The sequence below is a fragment of the Inquilinus ginsengisoli genome (genome assembly GCF_031453975.1).
GTDB classification, from domain to species: Bacteria; Pseudomonadota; Alphaproteobacteria; order DSM-16000; family Inquilinaceae; genus Inquilinus; species Inquilinus ginsengisoli_A.
Map to the genome: position 1 here is coordinate 302,460 of NZ_JAVDPW010000008.1, position 19,982 is coordinate 322,441.

Consider the following 19,982-nt stretch of genomic DNA (forward strand, 5'->3'; position numbering starts at 1 on the left):
ATATCCAACAAACCTTCCCTAGTGGGAAGCGGGCTACGGCCGTAACCATCTGGCCGCCGCCGGACCGCCGCGGCGGCGTGCGGCGGATCGCCGCCCGAGACGCCGCCAGTCTCGCGTCCTGCCCCAGTTCGACTATGGTGCCATTTCACGCAGGCGCGACAGATGCGTTACACTGGGTGCGTGCTCAGAACCTTGCCCGCGGCTCGGCGAGACGGTGGAATGGACTACGAGAGCATTTTCCAGACGGCGATCGAGACGCTGAAGGCCGAAGGCCGCTACCGCATCTTCGCCGAACTCGAACGCCACGCCGGGGCCTTCCCGCGCGCCGCCCATCACGGCATCGAGGGTTCGCCCGACGTCACCGTGTGGTGCTCGAACGACTATCTCGGCATGGGGCAGCACCCGGCGGTGCTGGCGGCGATGCATGAGGCGCTGGACCGTTGCGGCGCCGGCGCCGGCGGCACCCGCAACATCTCCGGCACCCATATCTACCACCACGCGCTCGAGGCCGAGCTGGCCGACCTGCACGGCAAGGAAGCGGCGCTGCTGTTCACCTCGGGCTTCGTCTCCAACGACGCCTCGCTGTCGACCCTGGCGAAGCTGCTGCCGAACTGCGTCGTGTTCTCCGACGCGCTGAACCACGCCTCGATGATCGCCGGCATCCGCCATTCCGGCTGCGAGAAGCGGATCTTCCGCCACAACGACCCGGCCGACCTCGACCGGCTGATGTCGGAATACCCGGCGAACCGGCCGAAGCTGGTGGCGTTCGAGAGCGTCTATTCGATGGATGGCGACATCTCGCCGATCGCCGCGATCTGCGACGTCGCCGACCGGCACGGCGCCATGACCTATCTCGACGAGGTCCATGCCGTCGGCATGTACGGCCCGCGCGGCGGCGGCATCGCCGAGCGCGACGGCCTGACCCGCCGGCTGACCGTGATCGAGGGCACGCTGGGCAAGGCCTTCGGCGTGATGGGCGGCTACGTCGCCGGCTCGGCCATGCTGGTCGACGCGCTGCGCAGCCACGCCCCCGGCTTCATCTTCACCACCTCGCTGCCGCCGGTCGTCGCCGCCGGGGCGCTGGCCGCGATCCGCCACCTCAAGGCCAGCGGCGCCGAGCGCGAGCGGCACCAGGAACGGGCGGCGACGCTGAAGCGCCAGCTGCACGCCGCCGGCCTGCCGGTGATGCCGTCGGCCAGCCACATCGTGCCGGTTTTCGTCGGCGACGCCCGACTGTGCAAGGCGGCCAGCGACCTGCTGCTGGAGCGGCACCGCATCTACGTCCAGCCGATCAACTACCCGACCGTGCCGCGCGGGGCGGAGCGGCTGCGCATCACCCCGACGCCGCTGCATGACGATCTGCAGATGGCCCGGCTGGTCGAGGCGCTGCGCGACGTCTGGTCCACCCTTGCCATCCCGGCCGCCGCCGCGGCCTGAAAGGTTTGCGTCGGTGAGGCACCGCGCTTCATCGCGGTAGTATTAGCCGCTGCGCACGTTCATGATACGTTCCATGAACAAGACGCAGACCGCCCAGACACCAGAGGCCCCAGCCGCTCCTGAAGGGGAGCGGGCGGCTCGGCATCTGCGGCTGCTGGCCCGGGCGGCCGAGATCCAGATGGAGGTGATGGAGGCGACCCGCACCGAGGCGCTGGGCGCGTCGCAGCCGGGCGTCGACTATTGCGGCCGGCTGGCCGTCCTCGCGCGGTCGCTGCGGCTGACCCTGCTGCTGGAAGAGAAGATGGCCCGGCCGCGCGAGGAGCCGGGGGCGGCGGTGCCGGTCAAGGACTGGCACCGGCGGCGGGTGAGCCTGGCCATCGCCTCGGCGATCCGCGAGACGGCCGAGAGCGCGGATGAGGTCTACCGCCGGTGCGCCGAGACGCTGGAGCGGCTGGAGGAGCCGGAGCTGGCGGAGAAGGTCGATGGCTGGCCGGCGGAGCTCGCCGTGGCGCAGCTGTGCCGGATGTACGGGTTGCCGCTGGAGGTCCAGCGCTGGCTCGACGAGGCCGACGACCTGCTGGCGAAGGAGGAGGAGCCCGCGCCTGTCGACCGGCCCGCGGATCCGCCAGAGCCTCGCGCCGCCCTGGCCGCAGGCGAAAGGCTCCGGACACGGGGTAGATGCGTAGGTTGGGTTCGCCTTGGGCGAACCCAACATCCCGCCACCCGATGATCCGTTGGGTTCGCGAACCGCGAACCCAACCTACGAAGATGGTGTCACCTCTCCCGTTCACGGGAGAGGTCGGAGGCGCTTGCGCCTTCCCCAACCGTCGTTGCGAAGCGGCCCCGGGCCCATTGACATCCGCTCGAGTCCAAAACATAAGGACATAAAGATCTATTTATATATAGGAGCAAGCCATGGCCGTCAGCCTGATCGATGCGGGGTTGTTCTCATTGGCCGCGATCGTGCTGCTGGGGTCGCCCGGGCCAGGGATCGCGGCGCTGGTGGCGGTCGGCAAGGCCGAGGGCTTCGCCCGGGGCCTGCGCTTCTACGGCGGGCTGCAGGTCGGCTTGGCCGTGGCCGCGGCGGTCAGCGCCGCCGGGCTGTTCTCGGCGATCCAGGCCCTGCCCTACGCCGTGACCGCGATGATGGTGGCCGCGACGGCCTATCTGCTCTACCTGGCCTGGCGGATCGCGACCGCACCGGTCGGCGCCGGCGGCCCGGCGGCCGCGACCGTCGCCGCGACCTCGGCCGGCGGCTTCCTGCTCGGCGTCACCAACCCGAAGGCCTACATCGCCTTCGCCTCGCTGATGGCCTCGGCCTCCCTCGTCCGCTCCGACAGCTCCGCCGACGCCGCCCTGAAATGGCTGCTGTGCGTGGTGGTGATGATCGTGGCCGACATCCTGTGGCTGTGGCTGGGCGCCGCGATCGAACGCGCGAAGCCACGCCCGTCGACCGAACGCGCGATCAACCTCGCCATGGCGGCGACCATCGCCGGCACGGCGCTGGCCGCGGTTCTCTAAGCAAGGCCCCGGGGGCCTTCGTCAGAAGGTCGAAGCGCCGAGCCTTGCCTCGTAATGCGCCTTCTGGCGGCGGGTGGCGACCACGGTGTTGCGCATCAGCACCGCCACCGTCACCGGCCCGACGCCGCCCGGCACCGGGGTGATCCAGCCGGCCACCGGGGCCACGCTGTCATAGTCGACATCGCCGACCACCCGGCTCTTGCCCTCGTCGTCGATCACCTCGTTGATGCCGATATCGATCACCGCGGCGCCCGGCTTGATCATGTCGCCGGTCACCAGCTTGGGCTTGCCCACGGCGACGAACACCGCATCGGCCCGGCGCGAATGCACCGCCAGCGACCGGGTCATGTGGTGGCAGACCGTGACCGTAGCGCCCTCGGACAGCAGCAGGAAGGCAATCGGCTTGCCGACGATCTCGGAATGGCCGATCACCACCGCCTCCAGGCCTTGCAGCTGCAGGCCGGTGCGCTTCAGCATCTCGACCGCGGCCAGGGCGGTGCAGGGCGCCAGCTCCAGCTCGTTGTAGACGATGTTGCCGATCGAGGCCGGGTTCATGCCCTCGACGTCCTTCAGCGGATGGATCGTCGTCTGCATCGCCTTGATCGAGATGTGCTTGGGCACCGGGCGCTGCAGGATGATGCCGCTGACCTGGGGGTCGACATTGAGCGCGGCGATGGCGGCCCGCAGCTCCTCCTGGGTGATCCGCTCCGGCAGGCGCCGGGTCTCGAAGGCGATGCCGACGCTCTCGGCGGTGCGGCGCTGGTTGCGGACATAGACGTCGACCGCGCTTTCGTCGCCGACGGTGATCGACACCAGCTTCGGCGGCCAATGCGCCTCGCCCAGCGCCTGCACCTCGGCCGCCACCTCGGCCAGGATGCCGTCCGCCACCGCCCGCCCGGTCAGGTCCCGCTCGCCCATGGTCCGCTCCACCGCATCCCGGAATGCGCGGCTTGTGGCCCGGTCGCGTGGCAGCGTCAACCCACGGTCGCGGATGGCACCCTTGCTGCTTATTTCGCCTGGTGGGCGAAGCCGCGCAGCAGGTGCTTCTGGATGTAGCCCGCGACCAGCAGCACCGGCAGCGAGGACAGGAGGCCGATCGCCATCAGCCGGCCCCACAGCGTGCCGTCCTCGGTGATGAAGGTGGCGACGTAGAGCGGCAGGGTGAAGCGGCTGGGGCGCTGCAGGTACAGGAGCGCGAACAGGAACTCGTTCCAGCACAGGATCAGGGCGAAGATCAGCGTCGCCACCAGCCCGGGCAGGGCCAACGGCAGCACGATGTGCCACAGCCGGCGCAGCAGGCCGGCGCCGTCGATCGCCGCCGCGGCCTCGATCTCCACCGGCACCTCACGCACGAAGCCGAGCAGCATCCACAGGCAGAAGGGCAGGGTGTAGAGCTGGTACACCAGCACCAGCCCGGACAGGGTGCCGAGCAGGCCGAGATCGAGCAGCAGCTGATGCAGCGGCAGCGCCACCACGATCGGCGGCATCAGCTTGACCACCAGCACCAGCAGCAGGAACAGCACGTCGAGCCGCTTCGGAAAGCGGTACCGGGCCAGCGCGTAGGCGGCGAGGAAGCCGGCGAACAGCGACAGCAGGGTGGCGCCGAAGGCGACGATGGCGGTGTTCTTCAGCCGGATGAGGAAGCCGTCGTCGAGCACCGCCCGGATGTTGTCGAGGGTCGGCGCCGTCGGAAAAAAGCCGCGGCCGGCACGGGCCGAATCCTCGAAGGCGGCGCCGACCATCCAGATCACCGGCAGGGCGAAGACCAGCACGAACAGGGCGATGCCGAGATAGGGCAGGGTGCGGCGGATCACTTGGACGAGCCCCGCATCGCCTGGGCGGCATAGACGGCGCACAGCGCGCAGGCGATCGCCATCATCACCACCGAGGCGGCGGCGGCGAGGCCGACATCGAAGAACTTGAAGCCCTTCTGGTAGACATACATCGACATCGTCTCGGTAGCGTTGCCGGGGCCGCCGCCGGTCAGGGCATAGACCTTGTCGAACAGCTTGAAGGTGTCGATCAGGCGCAGCAGCAGGGCCAGGAAGATCTGGCCGCGCACCAGCGGCAGCACGATCCGGGTCAAGAGCACCCAGCCGCGGGCGCCGTCGGTGCGCGCCGCCTCGACCACCTCGGGCGGGATCGACTGCAGCCCGGCCAGGACGATCAGCGTCGTCATCGGCGTCCACTGCCAGCTATCGACCAGCATCACCGACCACAGCGCGATGGCGGGGTCGGACAGCCAGGCCACCGGCGGCAGGTGCAGCCAGGTCAGCGCGCCGTTGAGGATGCCGACGTCGTAGTGGAACCAGGACCGCCAGATCGCCGAGCACACCAGGGTCGACAGCATCATCGGGTAGACCACCACCGACAGCACCGCGCCGCGGCCGCGGAATTCGCGGTTCAGCAGCAGCGCCAGGGTGGTGCCGAGCCCGACCTGGACCAGCGAGGCCACCACCGCGAACCGGACCGTGTTGCCGATGTCGACCCGGAAGAACCAGTCGCCGAACAGGGTGATGTAGTTTTCGAGGCCGACCCAGCGCGAGGTGTCGGCCGCGTAGTCGATGTCCTGGAAGGAGTAGATCGCGACCTGCACCACGGGCGCGAGCGCGAACACGACCAGCAGCAACGCGGCGGGAAGCAGGAGCAGGACGAGCTGCCGGCGATCGGTGAAGAGCATGGGGTTCTGTACGGTCCTGCGCGCTTTAGATCCTCCCCCTCCCTCTACCCCCTCCCGCAGGGGGAGGGGGAGGCCGGAGAGAGCAGACCGCCGTTACTTCTTCGCCAGCGCCACGTCGATGTCGGCCGAGGCCTTCTTCAGGGCCTCCTCGGGGGTGACCTGGCCGACCAGGGCGAGCTGCAGGTAGTCGCCGAGGATCGATTCGACCTGCGGCCACTGCTTGATCCGCGGCCGCGACACCCCGACCTCGAGCGCCTTCAGCTGGTCCGGGTACCAGCGGTACTTGGCGACCAGGTCCTTGTCGGCGTAGAGCGCGGTCAGCGTCGGCGGCAGGCCGAAGCGCAGGGCCAGCTCCTTCTGCATGTCGGCGCCGTTCAGGAAGGCCAGGAACTTCTGGGCGCCCGCGGCATTCGGCGCGCCCGACGGCACCCCCACCTGCCAGATGCCCAGCATCGGCGCCGGGCCCTTGGTCTCGCCCGGGGCCGGGCCGATCGCGACCTTGCCGACCACCTTGGACTTGTCGGCATCGTCCAGCGACGGCACCCAGGCCGGCCAGACCTCGATCGCCATCGCGGCGCGGCCCTGCTGCAGCGCGTCGCGCACCTCGGTGGCGTTGTAGGTCTCGACCCCGGTCGGGGCATAGGCCTTCAGCGACAGGAACTGCTGCAGCGCCTTGACCCCGGCCGGCGACGCCAGCGCCGCCTTGCCCGAGCCGTCGATGATCTCGCCGCCATGGGCCCAAAAGATCGGCAGGAAGCCGGTGACGATCGGGTTGCCCTTGGTGCCGCGGAACACCACGCCGGCGACATTCGGGTCCTTGGCCTTCAGCAGCTCGGCCGCCTTGACCACGTCGCTCCAGCTCTTCGGCGCGGCCAGGCCGGCCGCCTGGAACAGGTCGGTGCGGTAGGCGAACATCTCGACATTGCCGGCGAAGGGCAGGGCCACGACCTGCCCGTCATTGCCCTTGGACAGGGCGGTCAGGCTGGGGATCACGCCCGACAGGTCGGCGGTGACCGGCTTCAGCCAGCCATTGGCGGTGAATTCCGGCATCCAGGTGTCGTCGGCGACGATCACGTCATAGGCGTCGGCACCGCCGCGCAGCGACACCACCAGCTTCTCGTACAGGCTGGCATAGGGCAGCTTCAGCAGCTCGACCTCGGTGTCCGGCGACACCTTCTTATAGGCGTCGATCGCATAGGTCAGCGCATCGCCGTAGACGCCGTCGCGGCCGGCGATCACCAGCTCGTCCGCGTTCGCCACACCGCCCGCCAGCAGCAGCGCGGCAATGCCCGCCAGGCCGGCCACTTGACGTTTGGCCGCGCGCAGCGCGGCGCGGCTGATCAACTTCGTCCCTGTCATCACAATCCCTCCCAGTCCGCAGGATGGTCGACGGCGCCGATGGAAGCGTGAACACGTGTTCATAACTGCCCATTCCCGACGTCCGGCCGCGCCGCTCTCCGGCAGCTTGTCTATCATGGCTCGGGGACCCGCACGTTTTCAAGGAAATGAATGTTTGGTGACGGTCCCGTGACAATGCCGGAAACGGTCTGTCGGCCCCTCCAAGCACCCTCGTCTTCGTGAACACGTGTGCGCTATATTTCCCGAAACGGAGCGAGCATGGCACGGCGACGGCAGGACAGGACAGGGCGGCCGGTGACGGCGCAGGCGGTGGCGGAGCAGGCCGGCGTGTCGCGCGCCACGGTCTCGCGCATCATGTCGGGCCAGGCCCGGGTGGCGGCGGAGACGCGCGACCGGGTGCTGGAGGCGGCGGCGGAACTGGGCTACCAGGTCAACATGCTGGGCCGCGGCATGAACCGGCAGCGGTCCGACCTGGTCGGCATCGTGGTGCGCGGCGCCACCGACCCCTACCGCGCCAGCCTGTTCGAGGCGCTGCTGCGCGAGATCGACGCCCGCGGCCTGCAGTCCCTGGTCAGCGAGATCGGCGACGAGGCGGCGCTGGACCGCACCATCGCCCGCTTCCTGCAGTACCGCGTCACCGGGGTGCTGGTGACCTCCGGCGCGCCGCCGATCGCGCTGGCGGAGCAATGCGCCCGGCTGGGCATCCCGGTGGTGGCGATCAACCGGGCGGTGGCGATCGACGGCGTCGACGCGGTGCTGTCGGACAACGCCACCGGCGGCCGGCTGGCGGCCGAATCGCTGCTGGCCGCCGGCTGCCGCCACCTGGGGTTCCTCGGGGTCGAGGGCGGCACCTATAGCGGCCTGGCCCGCAGCGCCGCCTTCGTCGCCGCGCTGGCGCCGGCCCTGGCCGCCGGCCGCGCCACCTTCCGCCCGATCACCGCGGCCGGGCCCGACCACGAGGCCGGGGCCGCGGCCGCCGCCGGGGCCTGGGCGCAGCCGCTGGACGGTTTGTTCTGCGCCAGCGACGTGCTGGCCTGCGGCTTCCTGGACGGGGCGCGCGCGGCCGGCCGCATTGCGCCGCGCGACTTCTCGATCATCGGTTTCGACGACGTGCCCCCGGCCGGGCTGGCGCCCTACCGCCTGACCACCATCCGCCAGGATGCCGGCGGCGTCGCCGCCCGGGCGGTGGCGCTGATGCTGGAGCGCGCCGAGACCCCCGGCCGCCCGGCCACGATCGAGGCCGTGCCGGTGGCGCTGGTCAAGCGGGCGACGGTCGGCCCGGCCGGCTGAGACGTCAGCCCACCCGGCGCTGCACGCCGTCGATCGGCGAGAGATGCGAAATCAGGCGGCTGCCGGTCCAGTACAGCAGCCGGATCATCGGCGGCTCGATGCCGACCACCAGTTCGGCCCCCGGCTCGAGGTTGAACCCGACCGCATGCGACGGGCTGGGGCCGATCGAGGCCGGGATGCCGGCGAAGGTGGTGTCGACGGCGCGGTGGACATGGCCGCACAGCAGATGCACCACTTGGCGGTGGCGGGCCAGGATCGGCGCCAGCCCTTCCGGGTTGCCGCAGCGCCAGCCATCCATCCGGGTCAGCCCGGTCTCGAAGGGCGGGTGGTGCATGAACACCAGCGCCGGCTGCTGCGGCGCCTCCGACAGCCGGGCGTCGAGCCAGGCCAGCCGGTCCTCGCACAGCACGCCCTCGATCCGGCCGGGGATGGTGGTGTCGAGGCCGATCAGCCGCAGCCCGCCGGTCTCGCCGGCGATGTTGAGGAACGGCCCGTCGGTGCCGATGCCGGCATGGCCGACGAAGGCGTCGCGCATCACCTCGCGCGAATCATGGTTGCCCGGGATCGCCAGCATCGGCAGGCCCAGCGGCGCCAGCGCCTTCTGGAACAGGCGGTAGGAATCGAGATCGCCGCGATCGACCAGGTCGCCGGTGACGAGCAGCAAATCGGGCCGCGGCGACAGGCTGGAGAGATGCTCGACGCAGCGGCGCAGCGCACCGATGGCGTCGACCCCGGTCTCGACCGCGACCTCGGGCGTCGTCACATGGGTGTCGGTGATCTGGGCGATCAGCATGATCTCTATGATCTCTCCAACCAAACCTGGCGCCGGGGGTGAGGCGGGGATCGGCCCGGTCGCAGGCCGTCGCCCAGAGGTCGACGCCCAGCACCGTTACAACGGCGGCGAGGCCGGGCGCCAGCGCCAGATGAGGGGCGGCCCGTCGGCCGCCCCCGGGGAGAGGACGGGCGCTATTGCCCGCCGAGCGCCACCGGCACGCTGAGCGTGTCCTTGCCGCGGACCACCGTCAGCGTCACCGAGGTCTGCGGCCGCATCAGGCCGACCGCGTTGCGCAGCGCGGTGGCGCCGTCGATCGGATGCCCGTCCAGCGCCGTCACCACATCGCCGACCTTGAGCCCGGCCGAGGCCGCGACGGTGCCGGGGACGATGCCGGTGACCAGCGCGCCGCGGGTCACCCCGATGCCGCGCGACGCCGCCTTGGCCGCGGTCAGGTCCTCGATCGCGACGCCGAGCCGGGCGCGCGACACCGAGCCGAACTGGGTGATCTGGTCGATCGAGTTCTTCACCATGTGCATCGGGATGGCGAAGCCGATGCCGGCATTGGCGCCGGAGGGGCTGAGGATCGCGGTGTTGATGCCGACCAGCCGCCCTTCGAGGTTGATCAGCGCGCCGCCGGAGCTGCCGGGGTTGATCGCCGCATCGGTCTGGATGAAGTCCTCATAGCCCTCGATGCCGAGGCCGCTTCTGCCCGTGGCGCTGATGATGCCGAGCGAGGCGGTCTGGCCGAGGCCGAAGGGGTTGCCGATCGCGACCACGAAATCGCCGACCTTGGGCGCGTAGCTGTCGTCGACCGGCAGCTGGGTCAGCCCCCGGGCCGGGATGCGCAACACCGCGATGTCGATGTCGGGCGCGGAGCCGACCACCTGGGCCGGTACTTCGCTGCCGTCGCCCAGGGTCACGCCGATCTCGGTGGCGTCCTCGACCACATGGGCGCTGGTGACGACCAGGCCCTTGGCGGCGTCGACGATGACGCCGGAGCCGACGCTGCGGAACGACTTCTCCTTCTCGCCGCCGAAATAGCGCCGCATGTCGGGGTCGCGCAGCATCTCCGCATTGGGGCGGACGCTGCCACGGACCTGGATGTTGATCACCGCCGGCATGACCTTCACCAGCAGCGGATTCAGCGACAGCGGCAGGGCGCCCCCGATGGGGCTGCCCGAGCCGGCGGTGTTGCACGCCGCCAACGCCAGCAGCACGGGAACGATCAGCAGCGATCTGACGCGGCGCATTGTTTGTTCTCCTTCCGATCCCCTGGAGATGTGCGCCGGTTTGCGCCAAGCGTCCAGATCTGGGTTCACTCCGTCCACCGAACCCCCGAGAGCGGTGAAAGTTCACCGCCATAGGAACCGGAAGCCTTGGCATCCCGCTGCGAGGGTGACCGCAAGCCCGGCCCGCGGGCAAGGGTTTTACGGCCGCAGGCCGGCCTCCCCCTCCGGGACTCTCCCATTGCCCGCCGCACCCGTCTATAGTCCGACGATTGCGGCTGCGGTACGCCGCCCGGCCCGGCGCGAATCAGGCGCGCCGGATCACCGCGCAGCCAGTCGATCCTGGAGGACCAATGACCGAGCAGATGCAGCAGATTCACCCCGGCGGCGCGGATGCCGAGGCTTTGACGAAATTTTTGTCGGATTTCGGTTCGGCCGCGGTTGCGCCCTACGCCCTGGTGCGCCGGGGCAAGGTGATGTGCTTCTTCAGCGATGCCGCGACGGCGACCGAGAGCGGGACGCGCGCCTATGCCGACCAGGCGTTCTCGGTCTTCGACATCCACACCCGCAGCGCCGTCCGCCGCCGCTGAGGCGGGGCGGGCTTAGGGGCACGTCAATCATCGGAGCGGAACGGCTCGCGCATCGCTTCCCTCGGCCCGTCTGGCAGATCAGTACCGCCAAGCCGCTTGAATCGCCGCCGGATCGCGTCAGCCAGATTTATCTCCGGCCCGGGATCCCTCGACAGGGTGGTTCGAAGAATCTCCAGCACCTCCTCCTCGACCGACCGACCGTTGCGGGCGGCGCGTCGGCGAAGACGAAACTGCAGCTGCTCGTCAAGCTGGCGGATTGTGATGCTCGTGACCGAACACTCCTGGGATCAATCGTCCGGATCGAACTCTCCCGCAGCCCGGCCTTCGCCACAATCCCCATGGTCGTCATCCCCGCGGAAGCGGGGATCTCGTCGCGCTCTGACCGGTGAGAGCTTCCCGCTTTCGCGGGAATGACGTTCAGGGAAGCAGGGCGCCCGCCTCAATCCCAGGGTTCGATGGCGCGCTGGCGCAGCAGGTGGTCGGCCAGGACGCAGGCCATCATCGCCTCGCCCACCGGCACGGCGCGGATGCCGACGCAGGGGTCGTGCCGGCCCTTGGTCAGGATCTCGGTGTTGTGGCCCTCAATGTCCACGGTCCGCCGCGGCGTCAGGATCGAGCTGGTCGGCTTGACCGCGAAGCGCACCACCACCGGCTGGCCGGTCGAGATGCCGCCGAGAATGCCGCCGGCATGGTTGGCGGTGAAGCGCACCGTACCGTCATTGCCCATCAGCATCTCGTCGGCGTTCTCCTCGCCCGACAGCGCCGCGGCGCCGAAGCCGGCGCCGATTTCGACCCCCTTGACCGCATTGATCGTCATCATCGCCCGGGCGAGGTCGCTGTCGAGCTTGTCGTAGATCGGGTCGCCCCAGCCCGCCGGCACGCCTTCGGCCACCACCTCGACGATGGCGCCGGTCGAGGAGCCGGCCTTGCGCACGCCGTCGAGATACTCCTCCCACCGCGAAGCGGTCTCGGCGTCGGGGCAGAAGAACGGGTTGCGGTCGACCTCGTCCCAGTCCCAGCGGCCGCGGTCGATCGCGTGCGGGCCGATCTGCACCAGGGCACCGCGCACCGTCACCCCGGCCAGGATCTTGCGGGCGACGGCGCCGGCCGCGACCCGGCAGGCGGTCTCGCGCGCGCTGGACCGGCCGCCGCCGCGCGGGTCGCGGATGCCGTATTTCTTCCAATAGGTGTAGTCGGCATGGCCGGGCCGGAACTTGGCCGCGATGTCGGAATAGTCCTTGCTGCGCTGGTCGGTGTTCTCGATCAGCAGCGAGATCGGGGTGCCGGTGGTCTGGCCCTCATAGACGCCGGACAGGATCTTGACCTCGTCGGCCTCGCGCCGCTGGGTGACGAAGCGCGACTGGCCGGGCTTGCGCTTGTCCATCCAGGGCTGGATGTCGGCCTCATCAAGGGGAATCCGCGGCGGCACGCCGTCGACCACCGCGCCGATGGCGGGCCCGTGGCTTTCGCCCCAGGTGGTGAAGCGGAACAGGGTTCCGAAGCTGTTGCCGGCCATGATCTCGTCCCGTCCGGACTAGCTGTCCGCTTTCGCCAATCGCTGGAAGGCGTCGCCCTCCAGCCGATAATAGACCTTCTGCGGCTGTCGCGCCGCCCCAAGCCGGTCGTAGAGGCGCTGCGCCCCTTCGTTCCAGGTTTCGGTGGTCCAGTCGAGCCGGCTGCCGCCGCGCTCCTGCGCCAGCCGCGCCAGGAAGCGGATCAGCGCCTCGCCGGCGCCCAGCCCGCGCGCGCCGTCGCGCACGAACAGGTCCTTCAGCTGCAGATGGCCGCTCAGGCCCGGCCCCGGGAACAGCATGCCGAAACTGGCGAGGCCGACCGGCGCGCCGTCGACCTCGGCCAGCGCGATCTCGGTCGGATGGTCGCCGAACAGGTGCCGCTCGATCCGCTCCGCCGTCACCGCCGCGGGGGCCACCGGCCGGTCCTTGGCGTAGAAGCGGTCGAGCTCCTGGAACAGGGCGATCAGCGCCGCCCGGTCGGAGTCGCCGGCCAGCCGGACCGCGACCCGGGTCACGACCCCGACGGCGGCTTCGGCGCCAGGCCCTGCAGCAGCTCCGCCGTCGCCGCGGCGTTGTCGACCGCGACCATGCCGACGGTGTGGTAGCCGCTGTCGACGTGGTGGACCTCGCCGGTCACGCCGGAGCCGAGATCGGAGAGGAGGTACAGCCCGGCGCCGCCGACCTGCTCGATGGTGACGTTGCGCTTCAGGGGCGCGTTCAGCTCGTTCCACTTCAGGATGTAGCGGAAGTCGCCGATGCCGCTGGCCGCCAGGGTCTTGATCGGGCCGGCCGAGATGGCGTTGACCCGGATGCCCTTGCCGCCGACATCGACCGCGAGGTAGCGCACGCTGGCCTCGAGCGCCGCCTTGGCCACGCCCATGACGTTGTAGTGCGGCATCACCCGCTCGGCCCCGTAATAGGTCAGGGTCAGCAGGCTGCCGCCGTTCTTCATCAGCGGCACGGCGCGCTGGGCCACGGCGGTGAAGCTGTAGCAGGAGATGTCCATGGTGCGCAGGAAGTTGTCCCGCGACGTGTTGAGGTAGAGGCCGTCGAGTTCGTTCTTGTCCGAGAAGGCGATGCCGTGCACCAGGAAGTCGAGTTCGCCCCAGGCTTCGCCCAGCGTCTCGAACACGCTGTCGATGCTGGCCTGGTCGGTGACGTCGCAAGGCAGGACGTGCTTGGAGCCGACGCTTTCGGCGAGCGGCTTGACACGCTTGTGCAGGGCGTCACCTTGGTAGGTGAAAGCGAGTTCCGCACCATGGGCGGCGCAGGCGGAGGCGATGCCCCAGGCGATCGAGCGGTCGTTGGCGACGCCCATGATCAAGCCGCGCTTGCCTTGAAGGAGCGGAGAGGGGACCGTCATTGCTGAGCCTCAGTCTGGGTCAGGAAACCCGAACGGGGCGCGCCGCGGGTCCTCGATTAAAGTCGCGCGGATCGTACACGAACGCCCTAGCGGGTCAAATGTGGGCTGATCGATGACATCGGGACCGGGAGAACGGCAAGACAGCAGCTGGCGGGTCGGGCCCGGCATCGCCGGCTTCGCCCGGGCCGTTTATACTTTCGCCCGCTATGCCGGGCTGCGCTTCTGGAACGACCGCGGGGCGCAGGCGGCGTCGGCCCTGACCTATTCCTCGCTGCTGGCGATGGTGCCGATCGCCACCATCGCCTTCTCGATCCTGTCCGCCTTTCCCGCCTTCGGGCTGATCAAGGGCGCCGCCCAGAACTGGCTGGTCGAGATGCTGGTGCCCGAGGTCGGGCACACCGTGCTGAACTATCTCGAAGGCTTCAGTCAGAACACCGGGCGGCTGACCGCGATCTCGATCGTCGGGCTGGTGGTCAGCTCGGTGCTGCTGCTGGCCACCATCGAGGACGCCTTCAACGGCATCTGGCGGGTCAAGGAGCAGCGGGCCTGGGCGGTGCGGATCGTCACCTTCTGGGCGATCCTAACGCTGACGCCGATCCTGGTCGTCGCCAGCTTCTCCTTCACCATCACCTTCTTCGGCACCTATGGCGGCGGCGGGCAGGAGCTGTGGGCGCCGTTCATCGGCTTCGTGCCGCTGATGCTGCAGTTCATCGGCTTCTCGCTCTTGTACCAGCTGATCCCCAACCGGTCGGTGCGCTGGGTCGATGCGGTGATCGGCGGGCTGATCGCGGCGGTGCTGTTCGACCTGTCGAAGCGGCTGTTCGCCTGGTACCTGCGCGCCTTCCCGGCCTATGAGACGATCTACGGCGCGCTGGCGACGATCCCGATCTTCCTGCTGTGGCTGTACCTCGCCTGGTCGATCGTGCTGATCGGCGCGGTGATCGCCGCCGCCCTGCCCGACTGGCGCTCCGGCCGCCTGCTGGGCGCCGAGATCGACGCCCTGCTGCCGGGGCCGCGCCTGACCATCGCCGTCGCCATGCTGCGCGAGCTGGCGGCGGCCAGCCGGCTGGGCGTCGGGCTGCACCGCCGCACGCTGGTCGAGCGGGTGCCGGTCGGCATCTCCGCCCTCGACGGCATGCTGGAACAGCTGCGCCGCGCCCGCTTCGTCGAACGCTCGGCCTCGGACACCTGGCTGGTGTCGCGCGACCTGCGGGTCACCACCCTGGCCGACCTGATGCGAGGCCTGGGCATCGGCATGCGCGGCAAGATCGGTGAAGTGCCGGGGCTGGAGGGACCATGGCTGCAGGCGCTGGCCGACCGGATCCACGCCGCCGAGGAATCCCATCAGGACAGCCTGGACACGCCGCTGGCGGCGGTGCTGGTCGACGAGCCGCCGCCGGCCGACCGGCTGCCCGGCCGGCGGCCCGACCCGCCGATCGCGCTGCATCGCGCGCCCCCGAATGCGGAAGGCCCGCCGTGACGGACACGGCGGGCCTTCGTCAAATCGTCGGGATGATCGCCGTCAGCCGTTGACGATCGCCCAGGTGCCGTCGCCGTTGCGGCAGGCGGTGCCGGTGCCGGTCTGGGCCCGGCCCTGGATGTAGATGGTCTGGGTGAATTCGCGGCAGTCGCGCCCGGCGTTCTGGTAGGTGCGGGTTGGGGTGACGGTGCCGTAGTTCCCCGAATCCGGGTTGCGCCAGGAGCTTTCGGTGCCGCTGCGGGTGCCCTCGAAGGCCTGGTTGTAGGTCCGCTCGGCATAGAGCTGGTCGGACCGGTCGAGCGAGGAGCCGACCGAATTGCCGAGCCAGGCGCCGATCAGCACGCCAGCGGCCGTCGCGGCCAGCTTGCCGCCGCCGCTGCCGAACTGCGAGCCCAGCAGGCCACCGCCGGCGGCACCGATCAGGGTACCGGCGCCCTGCTTCGGGCCGAAGTCCTGGCAACCGGCCAGTGCGACGGCGCCGACCAGCGCGGCGACGATGGTGAACTTCTTCATCACTTCGGATCCTCCTGCGATGCCCGTGGCGGGCATCGGACCTGTCCTGCGCGCCATGGACTTCACGGCGTCGATCCCTAATGTAGCCGAAATTCGACCGAATAAAGGCCGAGTCGCCATGACGACCCCATCCTCGACCCCGAATCCCGGCGGTGCCGGATCCGAACCCGCTAACCGGGATTTCGTTCCGCCGGGCGACCCCTTCGACCTGTTCGGGGACTGGTTCGCGCTGGCCACGGCGCATGAGCCCAACGACCCCAATGCGATGTCCCTGGCGACCGTGGCCGCGGATGGCGCGCCGTCGGTCCGGATGGTGCTGCTGAAGGGCGTCGACGGCGCCGAGGCCGCCGCCCGCGGCTTCGTCTTCTACACCAACCTGGAAAGCCGCAAGGGCGGCGAGCTGGCCCGCAACCCGCGGGCGGCGCTGTGCTTCTACTGGAAGAGCCTGCGCCGGCAGGTGCGGGTCGAAGGGCCGGTGACCCCGGTCGACCCCGATGAGGCCGACGCCTACTACGCCAGCCGCGCCCGCGGCAGCCGGATCGGCGCCTGGGCGTCGGCCCAGTCGCGCCCGCTGGCCGACCGCCCGACACTGGAGGCGGCGGTGGACGACGCGACGCGCCGCTTCGGGCCTGAGGAGACGGATGGGCCGGTGCCGCGGCCGCCGCACTGGTCCGGCTTCCGCCTGGTGCCGTGGCGGATCGAGTTCTGGCAGGAGCGGCCGTACCGGCTGCACGACCGCGTGGTCTACGAACCCGGCCGCGGCGGCTGGCGGCACCACCGGCTGTATCCGTGACCGGCACCGACCCGGTCGACCCCAGCCCGGCCAGCTCCGAGCCGGCCGGCCCTGCCCCGGCCGACAGCGACCAGACCCGGCGCGACCGGCTGCTGCGCGCCGCGACCACGGTCAGCGTCTCGGTCGCCTCCTGCCTGTCGCTGCTGAAGCTGGCCGCCTGGCTGGTGACCGGGTCGGCCGCGATCCTGTCCTCGCTGCTGGACAGCCTGGTCGACGTCGCCGCCTCCGGCATCCTCCTGATCAGCGTGCGCCACGCCTTGCGGCCGCCCGACCGGTCGCACCGCTTCGGCCACGGCAAGGCCGAGCCGCTGGGCGCCATCGCCCAGGCGGCCTTCGTCGGCGGCTCGGCCCTGCTGCTGATCTTCGAATCGGCGGGGCGCTTCATCACGCCCGAGCCGGTCTCCGACCCGCCGGTCGGCATCGCCGTGATGATGGTGTCGCTGGTCGCCACCGTGGCGCTGGTGATCTTCCAGCGCAGCGTCGCCCGCCGCACCGCCTCGACCGCGATCGCCGCCGACCGGCTGAACTATGTCGGCGACACCGCGACCAGCATGGTGGTGCTGGCGGTGTTGCTGATCGGGCAGAGCCCGGGCTGGCTGTGGCTGGACCCGGCGGCGGCGATCGGCGTCGCGCTGTGGCTGCTGGTCAGCGCCGCCCGCATCGCCCGCAACGCCGTCGACCACCTGATGGACCGCGAGCTGCCGCGCGAGGACCGGCTGCGGATCGCCGAGATCGTCCGCGCCGACCCGGAGGTGGTCGACCTGCACGATCTGCGCACGCGGAGCGCCGGCGGCACCCGCTTCATCGAGCTGCATGTCGAGATGGAGGGCGGCCTGACCCTGTGGCAGGCGCACACCGTCTGCGACCGGGTCGAGGCCTCGCTGTCGCGCGCCTTCCCCGACGTCGAGGTGATCCTGCACCAGGAGCCGGCGGGGCTGGACGACGACCGGCTGGACCACCGCATCGCCAGGCGGCCGGGCTAGGGCCGGACGGCCCGGGATGCACCGCGGCGCGGGTTCGACCGCCGTGCGGCCGCCTGCTAGGGTGCCGCGGCGCGAGCAACAGGAGACGAGTCGTGCCGCAGCCCGACCATGTGATGGCCTTCCCAATCCCGCCCGAGGCGGCGCTGGACGACGACCTCAAGGCCTATTACGCCAAATGCCTGGAAAAGCTGGGCCTGGTGCCGAACGTGATCCGCGCCTACAGCCTGCGGCCGAAGAAGCTGCGCAACTTCATCGCCACCTACAACGAGCTGATGCTGGGCGACAGCGGCCTGACCAAGCTGGAGCGCGAGATGATCGCGGTCACCGTCTCCTCGGCCAACCGCTGCTACTACTGCCTGGTGGCGCACGGCCAGGCGGTGCGCAGGCTTTCGGACGACCCCGAGCTGGGCGAGATGCTGGCCTTCAACCACCGCGTCGCCCGGCTGCCGCCGCGCCAGCGCGCCATGCTGGACTTCGCCTGGACCCTGACCACCGAGCCGCACCGCGTCGGCGACGCCGAGCGCGCGGCGCTGCACGCGCAGGGCTTTTCCGACGAAGACATCTTCGACATCTGCGACGTGGTCGGGTTCTTCAACATGTCGAACCGGGTCGCGTCCGGCGTCGACATGATGCCGAACCCCGACTATCACGCGATGAACCGCTGACCCCAAGCCAGGACTCATCATGGGCCGCTTCATCCGCGCCATCCTCATCATCTGCGGCGTGCTGTTCCTGCTGCTGGCCGCCGTGGTCGGTGGCCTGGGCTGGTACCTGGCCGACCGCACGCCGCAGCTGCCGAAGGGCGACCTCGCTTTGGTGCTCGACCTGCGCAAGGGCGCCCCGGACCAGGTGCCGGCCGGCCGCTTCAGCCTGAGCGAGAGCCCGCTGACCCTGCACCAGACCATCGACGCGATCGACCGCGCCGCCGCCGATCCGCGGGTCGGCGCCATCGTCGCGCGGATCGCGACGGATTCGGTGCCGCTGGCCTCGGCGCAGGAGCTGCGCGACGCGATCGACCGGGCCCGGCGGGCGGGCAAGCTGACCGTCGCCCATGCCGACGACCTCGGCAGCTCCGGCCCCGGCAACGTCGCGATCTACCTCGCCGCCGGCTTCGACCAGAGCGTGATGATGCCGCTGGGCGGCGTCGGCCTGACCGGCATCACCGTCGAGGTGCCGTTCGTCCGCGACCTGCTCGACACCGTCGGGGTCCAGGCCGAGGTCAGCAAGCGCGGCCAGTACAAATCGGCGCCGGAGACCTTCACCGAGCGCGACTTTACCCCGGCCAGCCGGGCGATGAACGAGGCCATGGCCCAGGGGCTGTACGACCAGCTGGTCGCCGGCATCGCCCAGGGCCGCGGCCTGGTGCCGGACGACGTCAAGCGGCTGATCGACGGCGGGCCCTACACCGCCAAGGAGGCGGTCGATGCGCGGCTGATCGACAAGCTGGCCCATTGGGACGAGGTCGATGGCCTGGTCGAAGCCCGGATCGGCCACAAGCTGACCCAGGTGAAGGCCCGCGACTACCTCGCGGCCACCGAGCCGGAGATCAAGGACGACCAGCCGCGGATCGCGGTGATCTACGCCACCGGCGCGATCGTCGACGCCAGCTCCGACGGCAGCTTCGGGCACGAGATCGTCGGCCAGACCCTGGCCGAGACCATCGACGACGCGGTCGAGGACAGCAAGATCAAGGCCATCGTGCTGCGGATCGACAGCCCCGGCGGCTCGGTCGTCGCGTCGGCGCTGATCGGCCGGTCGGTGCAGCGGGCACGCGACGCCGGCAAGCCGATCGTGGTGTCGATGGGCGAGACCGCGGCGTCCGGCGGCTACTGGATCGCCGCCCAGGCCAAGGCGATCGTGGCCGAGCCGGCGACCCTGACCGGGTCGATCGGCATCTTCGGCGGCAAGCCGGTGCTGCAGGCGCTGTGGAAGAAGATCGGCGTCAACTGGGGCAGCGTGCAGCGCGGCCGCAACGCCGGGATCTGGACCCTGAACGAGCCGTTCGACGCCGGCGAGAAGAGCCGGTTCGAGACCGGCATCGACGCCGGCTACGACGCCTTCCTGCAGCTGGTCGCCAAGGGCCGCAGCATGGACACCAAGGCGGTCGACGCCATCGCCCAGGGCCGGGTGTGGCTGGGCACCGAGGCGTCGAAGAATGGGCTGGTCGACCGGCTGGGCGGCCTCGACGCGGCGATGGTCATCGCCCGCCAGGCGATCGGGCTGGGCCCCGACGCCAAGGTGGCGGTGGTGCGGCTACCGCACCCGCCTTCGGCGCTGGACACGCTGCGCCGCCTGATCTCGGGCGGCCCCTTCAGCGAGGAGGCGCTGGTCCGTGTCGGGCTGGGGCCGGTCACCGAGCAGTTCGGCGCCCTCGCCGCGGCCGCCGATGGCCCGGTGGCGGCGATGCAGCCGCTGGTGCTGGGACGTTGAGCTTTTGGGGTGGGTTCGCCACAGCGAA

21 protein-coding genes are annotated in these 19,982 nt (G+C 70.4%); 10 read left to right on the plus strand and 11 right to left on the minus strand.

Translation table 11 applies throughout. The features are described 5' to 3' along the window. The first annotated feature begins 219 nt into the window (after window positions 1-219). The 3 genes from hemA (at window position 220) to E9232_RS23230 (ending at window position 2,958) form a co-directional block, all read left to right on the plus strand. On the plus strand, window positions 220-1,437 hold the full coding sequence (gene hemA, locus E9232_RS23220) for a 5-aminolevulinate synthase (protein WP_309797978.1): 1,218 nt from the start codon (window positions 220-222) through the stop codon (window positions 1,435-1,437). A 73-nt stretch (window positions 1,438-1,510) separates the two neighbouring features. Then, window positions 1,511-2,167, plus strand: coding sequence for a hypothetical protein (locus tag E9232_RS23225; protein ID WP_309797981.1), 657 nt, complete (start codon window positions 1,511-1,513; stop codon window positions 2,165-2,167). Between the two features lie 185 nt (window positions 2,168-2,352). Further along, window positions 2,353-2,958, plus strand: coding sequence for a LysE family translocator (locus E9232_RS23230; protein ID WP_309797983.1), 606 nt, complete (start codon window positions 2,353-2,355; stop codon window positions 2,956-2,958). A gap of 21 nt (window positions 2,959-2,979) precedes the next feature. Here the strand turns inward: E9232_RS23230 and E9232_RS23235 are convergent, their stop codons facing one another. The 4 genes from E9232_RS23235 to E9232_RS23250 form a co-directional block, all read right to left on the minus strand. After that, window positions 2,980-3,876 carry a bifunctional 5,10-methylenetetrahydrofolate dehydrogenase/5,10-methenyltetrahydrofolate cyclohydrolase gene (locus E9232_RS23235; protein WP_309797984.1) on the minus strand — a complete coding sequence of 299 codons (897 nt, stop codon included), beginning with the start codon at window positions 3,874-3,876 and terminating at the stop codon, window positions 2,980-2,982. 89 nt (window positions 3,877-3,965) lie between these two features. Next, entirely contained in the window at window positions 3,966-4,772 is an 807-nt protein-coding gene (locus E9232_RS23240; RefSeq protein WP_309797987.1) for a carbohydrate ABC transporter permease, read from the minus strand. Further along, window positions 4,769-5,638: a carbohydrate ABC transporter permease gene (locus tag E9232_RS23245; RefSeq protein ID WP_309797989.1), complete on the minus strand. Its 870-nt coding sequence runs from the start codon at window positions 5,636-5,638 to the stop codon at window positions 4,769-4,771. The genes E9232_RS23240 and E9232_RS23245 overlap by 4 nt, the downstream gene beginning before the upstream one ends. Before the next feature lie 93 nt (window positions 5,639-5,731). Continuing rightward, on the minus strand, window positions 5,732-6,997 hold the full coding sequence (locus tag E9232_RS23250) for an ABC transporter substrate-binding protein (protein WP_309797991.1): 1,266 nt from the start codon (window positions 6,995-6,997) through the stop codon (window positions 5,732-5,734). A 258-nt stretch (window positions 6,998-7,255) separates the two neighbouring features. Between E9232_RS23250 and E9232_RS23255 the strand changes: the two genes are divergently transcribed. Beyond that, the gene (locus E9232_RS23255) at window positions 7,256-8,287 is read left to right on the plus strand and encodes a LacI family DNA-binding transcriptional regulator (RefSeq protein ID WP_309797995.1); all 1,032 of its coding nucleotides are present in this window, start codon (window positions 7,256-7,258) and stop codon (window positions 8,285-8,287) included. 4 nt (window positions 8,288-8,291) lie between these two features. On the opposite strand, the gene E9232_RS23260 is transcribed toward E9232_RS23255, so the two are convergent. Both E9232_RS23260 and E9232_RS23265 read right to left on the minus strand, forming a co-directional pair. Next, the gene (locus tag E9232_RS23260; protein WP_309797997.1) at window positions 8,292-9,080 is read right to left on the minus strand and encodes a phosphodiesterase; all 789 of its coding nucleotides are present in this window, start codon (window positions 9,078-9,080) and stop codon (window positions 8,292-8,294) included. A 173-nt stretch (window positions 9,081-9,253) separates the two neighbouring features. After that, window positions 9,254-10,312, minus strand: a complete 1,059-nt coding sequence (locus E9232_RS23265) for a trypsin-like peptidase domain-containing protein (protein ID WP_309797999.1) — start codon at window positions 10,310-10,312, stop codon at window positions 9,254-9,256. A gap of 329 nt (window positions 10,313-10,641) precedes the next feature. Here E9232_RS23265 and E9232_RS23270 point away from each other — a divergent pair, with 329 nt between their 5' ends. Then, entirely contained in the window at window positions 10,642-10,878 is a 237-nt protein-coding gene (locus E9232_RS23270) for a hypothetical protein (RefSeq protein ID WP_309798001.1), read from the plus strand. Window positions 10,879-10,901: 23 nt separating this feature from the next. Here E9232_RS23270 and E9232_RS35860 read toward each other — a convergent pair whose 3' ends face one another. The 4 genes from E9232_RS35860 to fabI all read right to left on the minus strand — a co-directional run bounded on the left by E9232_RS35860 (window position 10,902) and on the right by fabI (window position 13,755). After that, complete coding sequence (locus tag E9232_RS35860) at window positions 10,902-11,141, minus strand: FitA-like ribbon-helix-helix domain-containing protein (protein WP_374710648.1); 240 nt, start codon at window positions 11,139-11,141, stop codon at window positions 10,902-10,904. A 176-nt stretch (window positions 11,142-11,317) separates the two neighbouring features. Next, window positions 11,318-12,394 carry a chorismate synthase gene (gene aroC, locus E9232_RS23275; protein ID WP_309798003.1) on the minus strand — a complete coding sequence of 359 codons (1,077 nt, stop codon included), beginning with the start codon at window positions 12,392-12,394 and terminating at the stop codon, window positions 11,318-11,320. A gap of 18 nt (window positions 12,395-12,412) precedes the next feature. Continuing rightward, window positions 12,413-12,907: a GNAT family N-acetyltransferase gene (locus E9232_RS23280; protein WP_309798006.1), complete on the minus strand. Its 495-nt coding sequence runs from the start codon at window positions 12,905-12,907 to the stop codon at window positions 12,413-12,415. Then, window positions 12,904-13,755: an enoyl-ACP reductase FabI gene (gene fabI, locus E9232_RS23285; RefSeq protein WP_309798008.1), complete on the minus strand. Its 852-nt coding sequence runs from the start codon at window positions 13,753-13,755 to the stop codon at window positions 12,904-12,906. Before fabI ends, E9232_RS23280 begins: the two co-directional genes overlap by 4 nt. Window positions 13,756-13,867: 112 nt before the next feature. Between fabI and E9232_RS23290 the strand changes: the two genes are divergently transcribed. Further along, entirely contained in the window at window positions 13,868-15,235 is a 1,368-nt protein-coding gene (locus E9232_RS23290; protein ID WP_309798010.1) for a YihY family inner membrane protein, read from the plus strand. A 42-nt stretch (window positions 15,236-15,277) separates the two neighbouring features. Here E9232_RS23290 and E9232_RS23295 read toward each other — a convergent pair whose 3' ends face one another. After that, complete coding sequence (locus tag E9232_RS23295; protein WP_309798011.1) at window positions 15,278-15,748, minus strand: RT0821/Lpp0805 family surface protein; 471 nt, start codon at window positions 15,746-15,748, stop codon at window positions 15,278-15,280. Window positions 15,749-15,866: 118 nt separating this feature from the next. On the opposite strand from E9232_RS23295, the gene pdxH reads away from it, so the two are divergent. The 4 genes from pdxH to sppA all read left to right on the plus strand — a co-directional run bounded on the left by pdxH (window position 15,867) and on the right by sppA (window position 19,954). Beyond that, the gene (pdxH, locus tag E9232_RS23300; protein WP_309798013.1) at window positions 15,867-16,541 is read left to right on the plus strand and encodes a pyridoxamine 5'-phosphate oxidase; all 675 of its coding nucleotides are present in this window, start codon (window positions 15,867-15,869) and stop codon (window positions 16,539-16,541) included. After that, complete coding sequence (locus tag E9232_RS23305; RefSeq protein ID WP_309798014.1) at window positions 16,538-17,524, plus strand: cation diffusion facilitator family transporter; 987 nt, start codon at window positions 16,538-16,540, stop codon at window positions 17,522-17,524. Before pdxH ends, E9232_RS23305 begins: the two co-directional genes overlap by 4 nt. A gap of 92 nt (window positions 17,525-17,616) precedes the next feature. After that, entirely contained in the window at window positions 17,617-18,189 is a 573-nt protein-coding gene (locus E9232_RS23310; RefSeq protein WP_309798016.1) for a peroxidase-related enzyme, read from the plus strand. 19 nt (window positions 18,190-18,208) lie between these two features. Further along, complete coding sequence (gene sppA / locus E9232_RS23315) at window positions 18,209-19,954, plus strand: signal peptide peptidase SppA (protein ID WP_309798018.1); 1,746 nt, start codon at window positions 18,209-18,211, stop codon at window positions 19,952-19,954. The last annotated feature ends 28 nt before the right edge of the window (window positions 19,955-19,982 follow it).

Coding starts and splice junctions, on each gene's coding strand:
- hemA (WP_309797978.1), top strand. CDS start 220: ATGGACTACGAGAGCATTTTCCAGACGGCGATCGAGACGCTGAAGGCC.
- E9232_RS23225 (WP_309797981.1), top strand. CDS start 1,511: ATGAACAAGACGCAGACCGCCCAGACACCAGAGGCCCCAGCCGCTCCT.
- E9232_RS23230 (WP_309797983.1), top strand. CDS start 2,353: ATGGCCGTCAGCCTGATCGATGCGGGGTTGTTCTCATTGGCCGCGATC.
- E9232_RS23235 (WP_309797984.1), bottom strand. CDS start 3,876: ATGGGCGAGCGGGACCTGACCGGGCGGGCGGTGGCGGACGGCATCCTG.
- E9232_RS23245 (WP_309797989.1), bottom strand. CDS start 5,638: ATGCTCTTCACCGATCGCCGGCAGCTCGTCCTGCTCCTGCTTCCCGCC.
- E9232_RS23250 (WP_309797991.1), bottom strand. CDS start 6,997: ATGACAGGGACGAAGTTGATCAGCCGCGCCGCGCTGCGCGCGGCCAAA.
- E9232_RS23255 (WP_309797995.1), top strand. CDS start 7,256: ATGGCACGGCGACGGCAGGACAGGACAGGGCGGCCGGTGACGGCGCAG.
- E9232_RS23260 (WP_309797997.1), bottom strand. CDS start 9,080: ATGCTGATCGCCCAGATCACCGACACCCATGTGACGACGCCCGAGGTC.
- E9232_RS23265 (WP_309797999.1), bottom strand. CDS start 10,312: ATGCGCCGCGTCAGATCGCTGCTGATCGTTCCCGTGCTGCTGGCGTTG.
- E9232_RS23270 (WP_309798001.1), top strand. CDS start 10,642: ATGACCGAGCAGATGCAGCAGATTCACCCCGGCGGCGCGGATGCCGAG.
- aroC (WP_309798003.1), bottom strand. CDS start 12,394: ATGGCCGGCAACAGCTTCGGAACCCTGTTCCGCTTCACCACCTGGGGC.
- fabI (WP_309798008.1), bottom strand. CDS start 13,755: ATGACGGTCCCCTCTCCGCTCCTTCAAGGCAAGCGCGGCTTGATCATG.
- E9232_RS23290 (WP_309798010.1), top strand. CDS start 13,868: ATGACATCGGGACCGGGAGAACGGCAAGACAGCAGCTGGCGGGTCGGG.
- E9232_RS23295 (WP_309798011.1), bottom strand. CDS start 15,748: ATGAAGAAGTTCACCATCGTCGCCGCGCTGGTCGGCGCCGTCGCACTG.
- pdxH (WP_309798013.1), top strand. CDS start 15,867: ATGACGACCCCATCCTCGACCCCGAATCCCGGCGGTGCCGGATCCGAA.
- sppA (WP_309798018.1), top strand. CDS start 18,209: ATGGGCCGCTTCATCCGCGCCATCCTCATCATCTGCGGCGTGCTGTTC.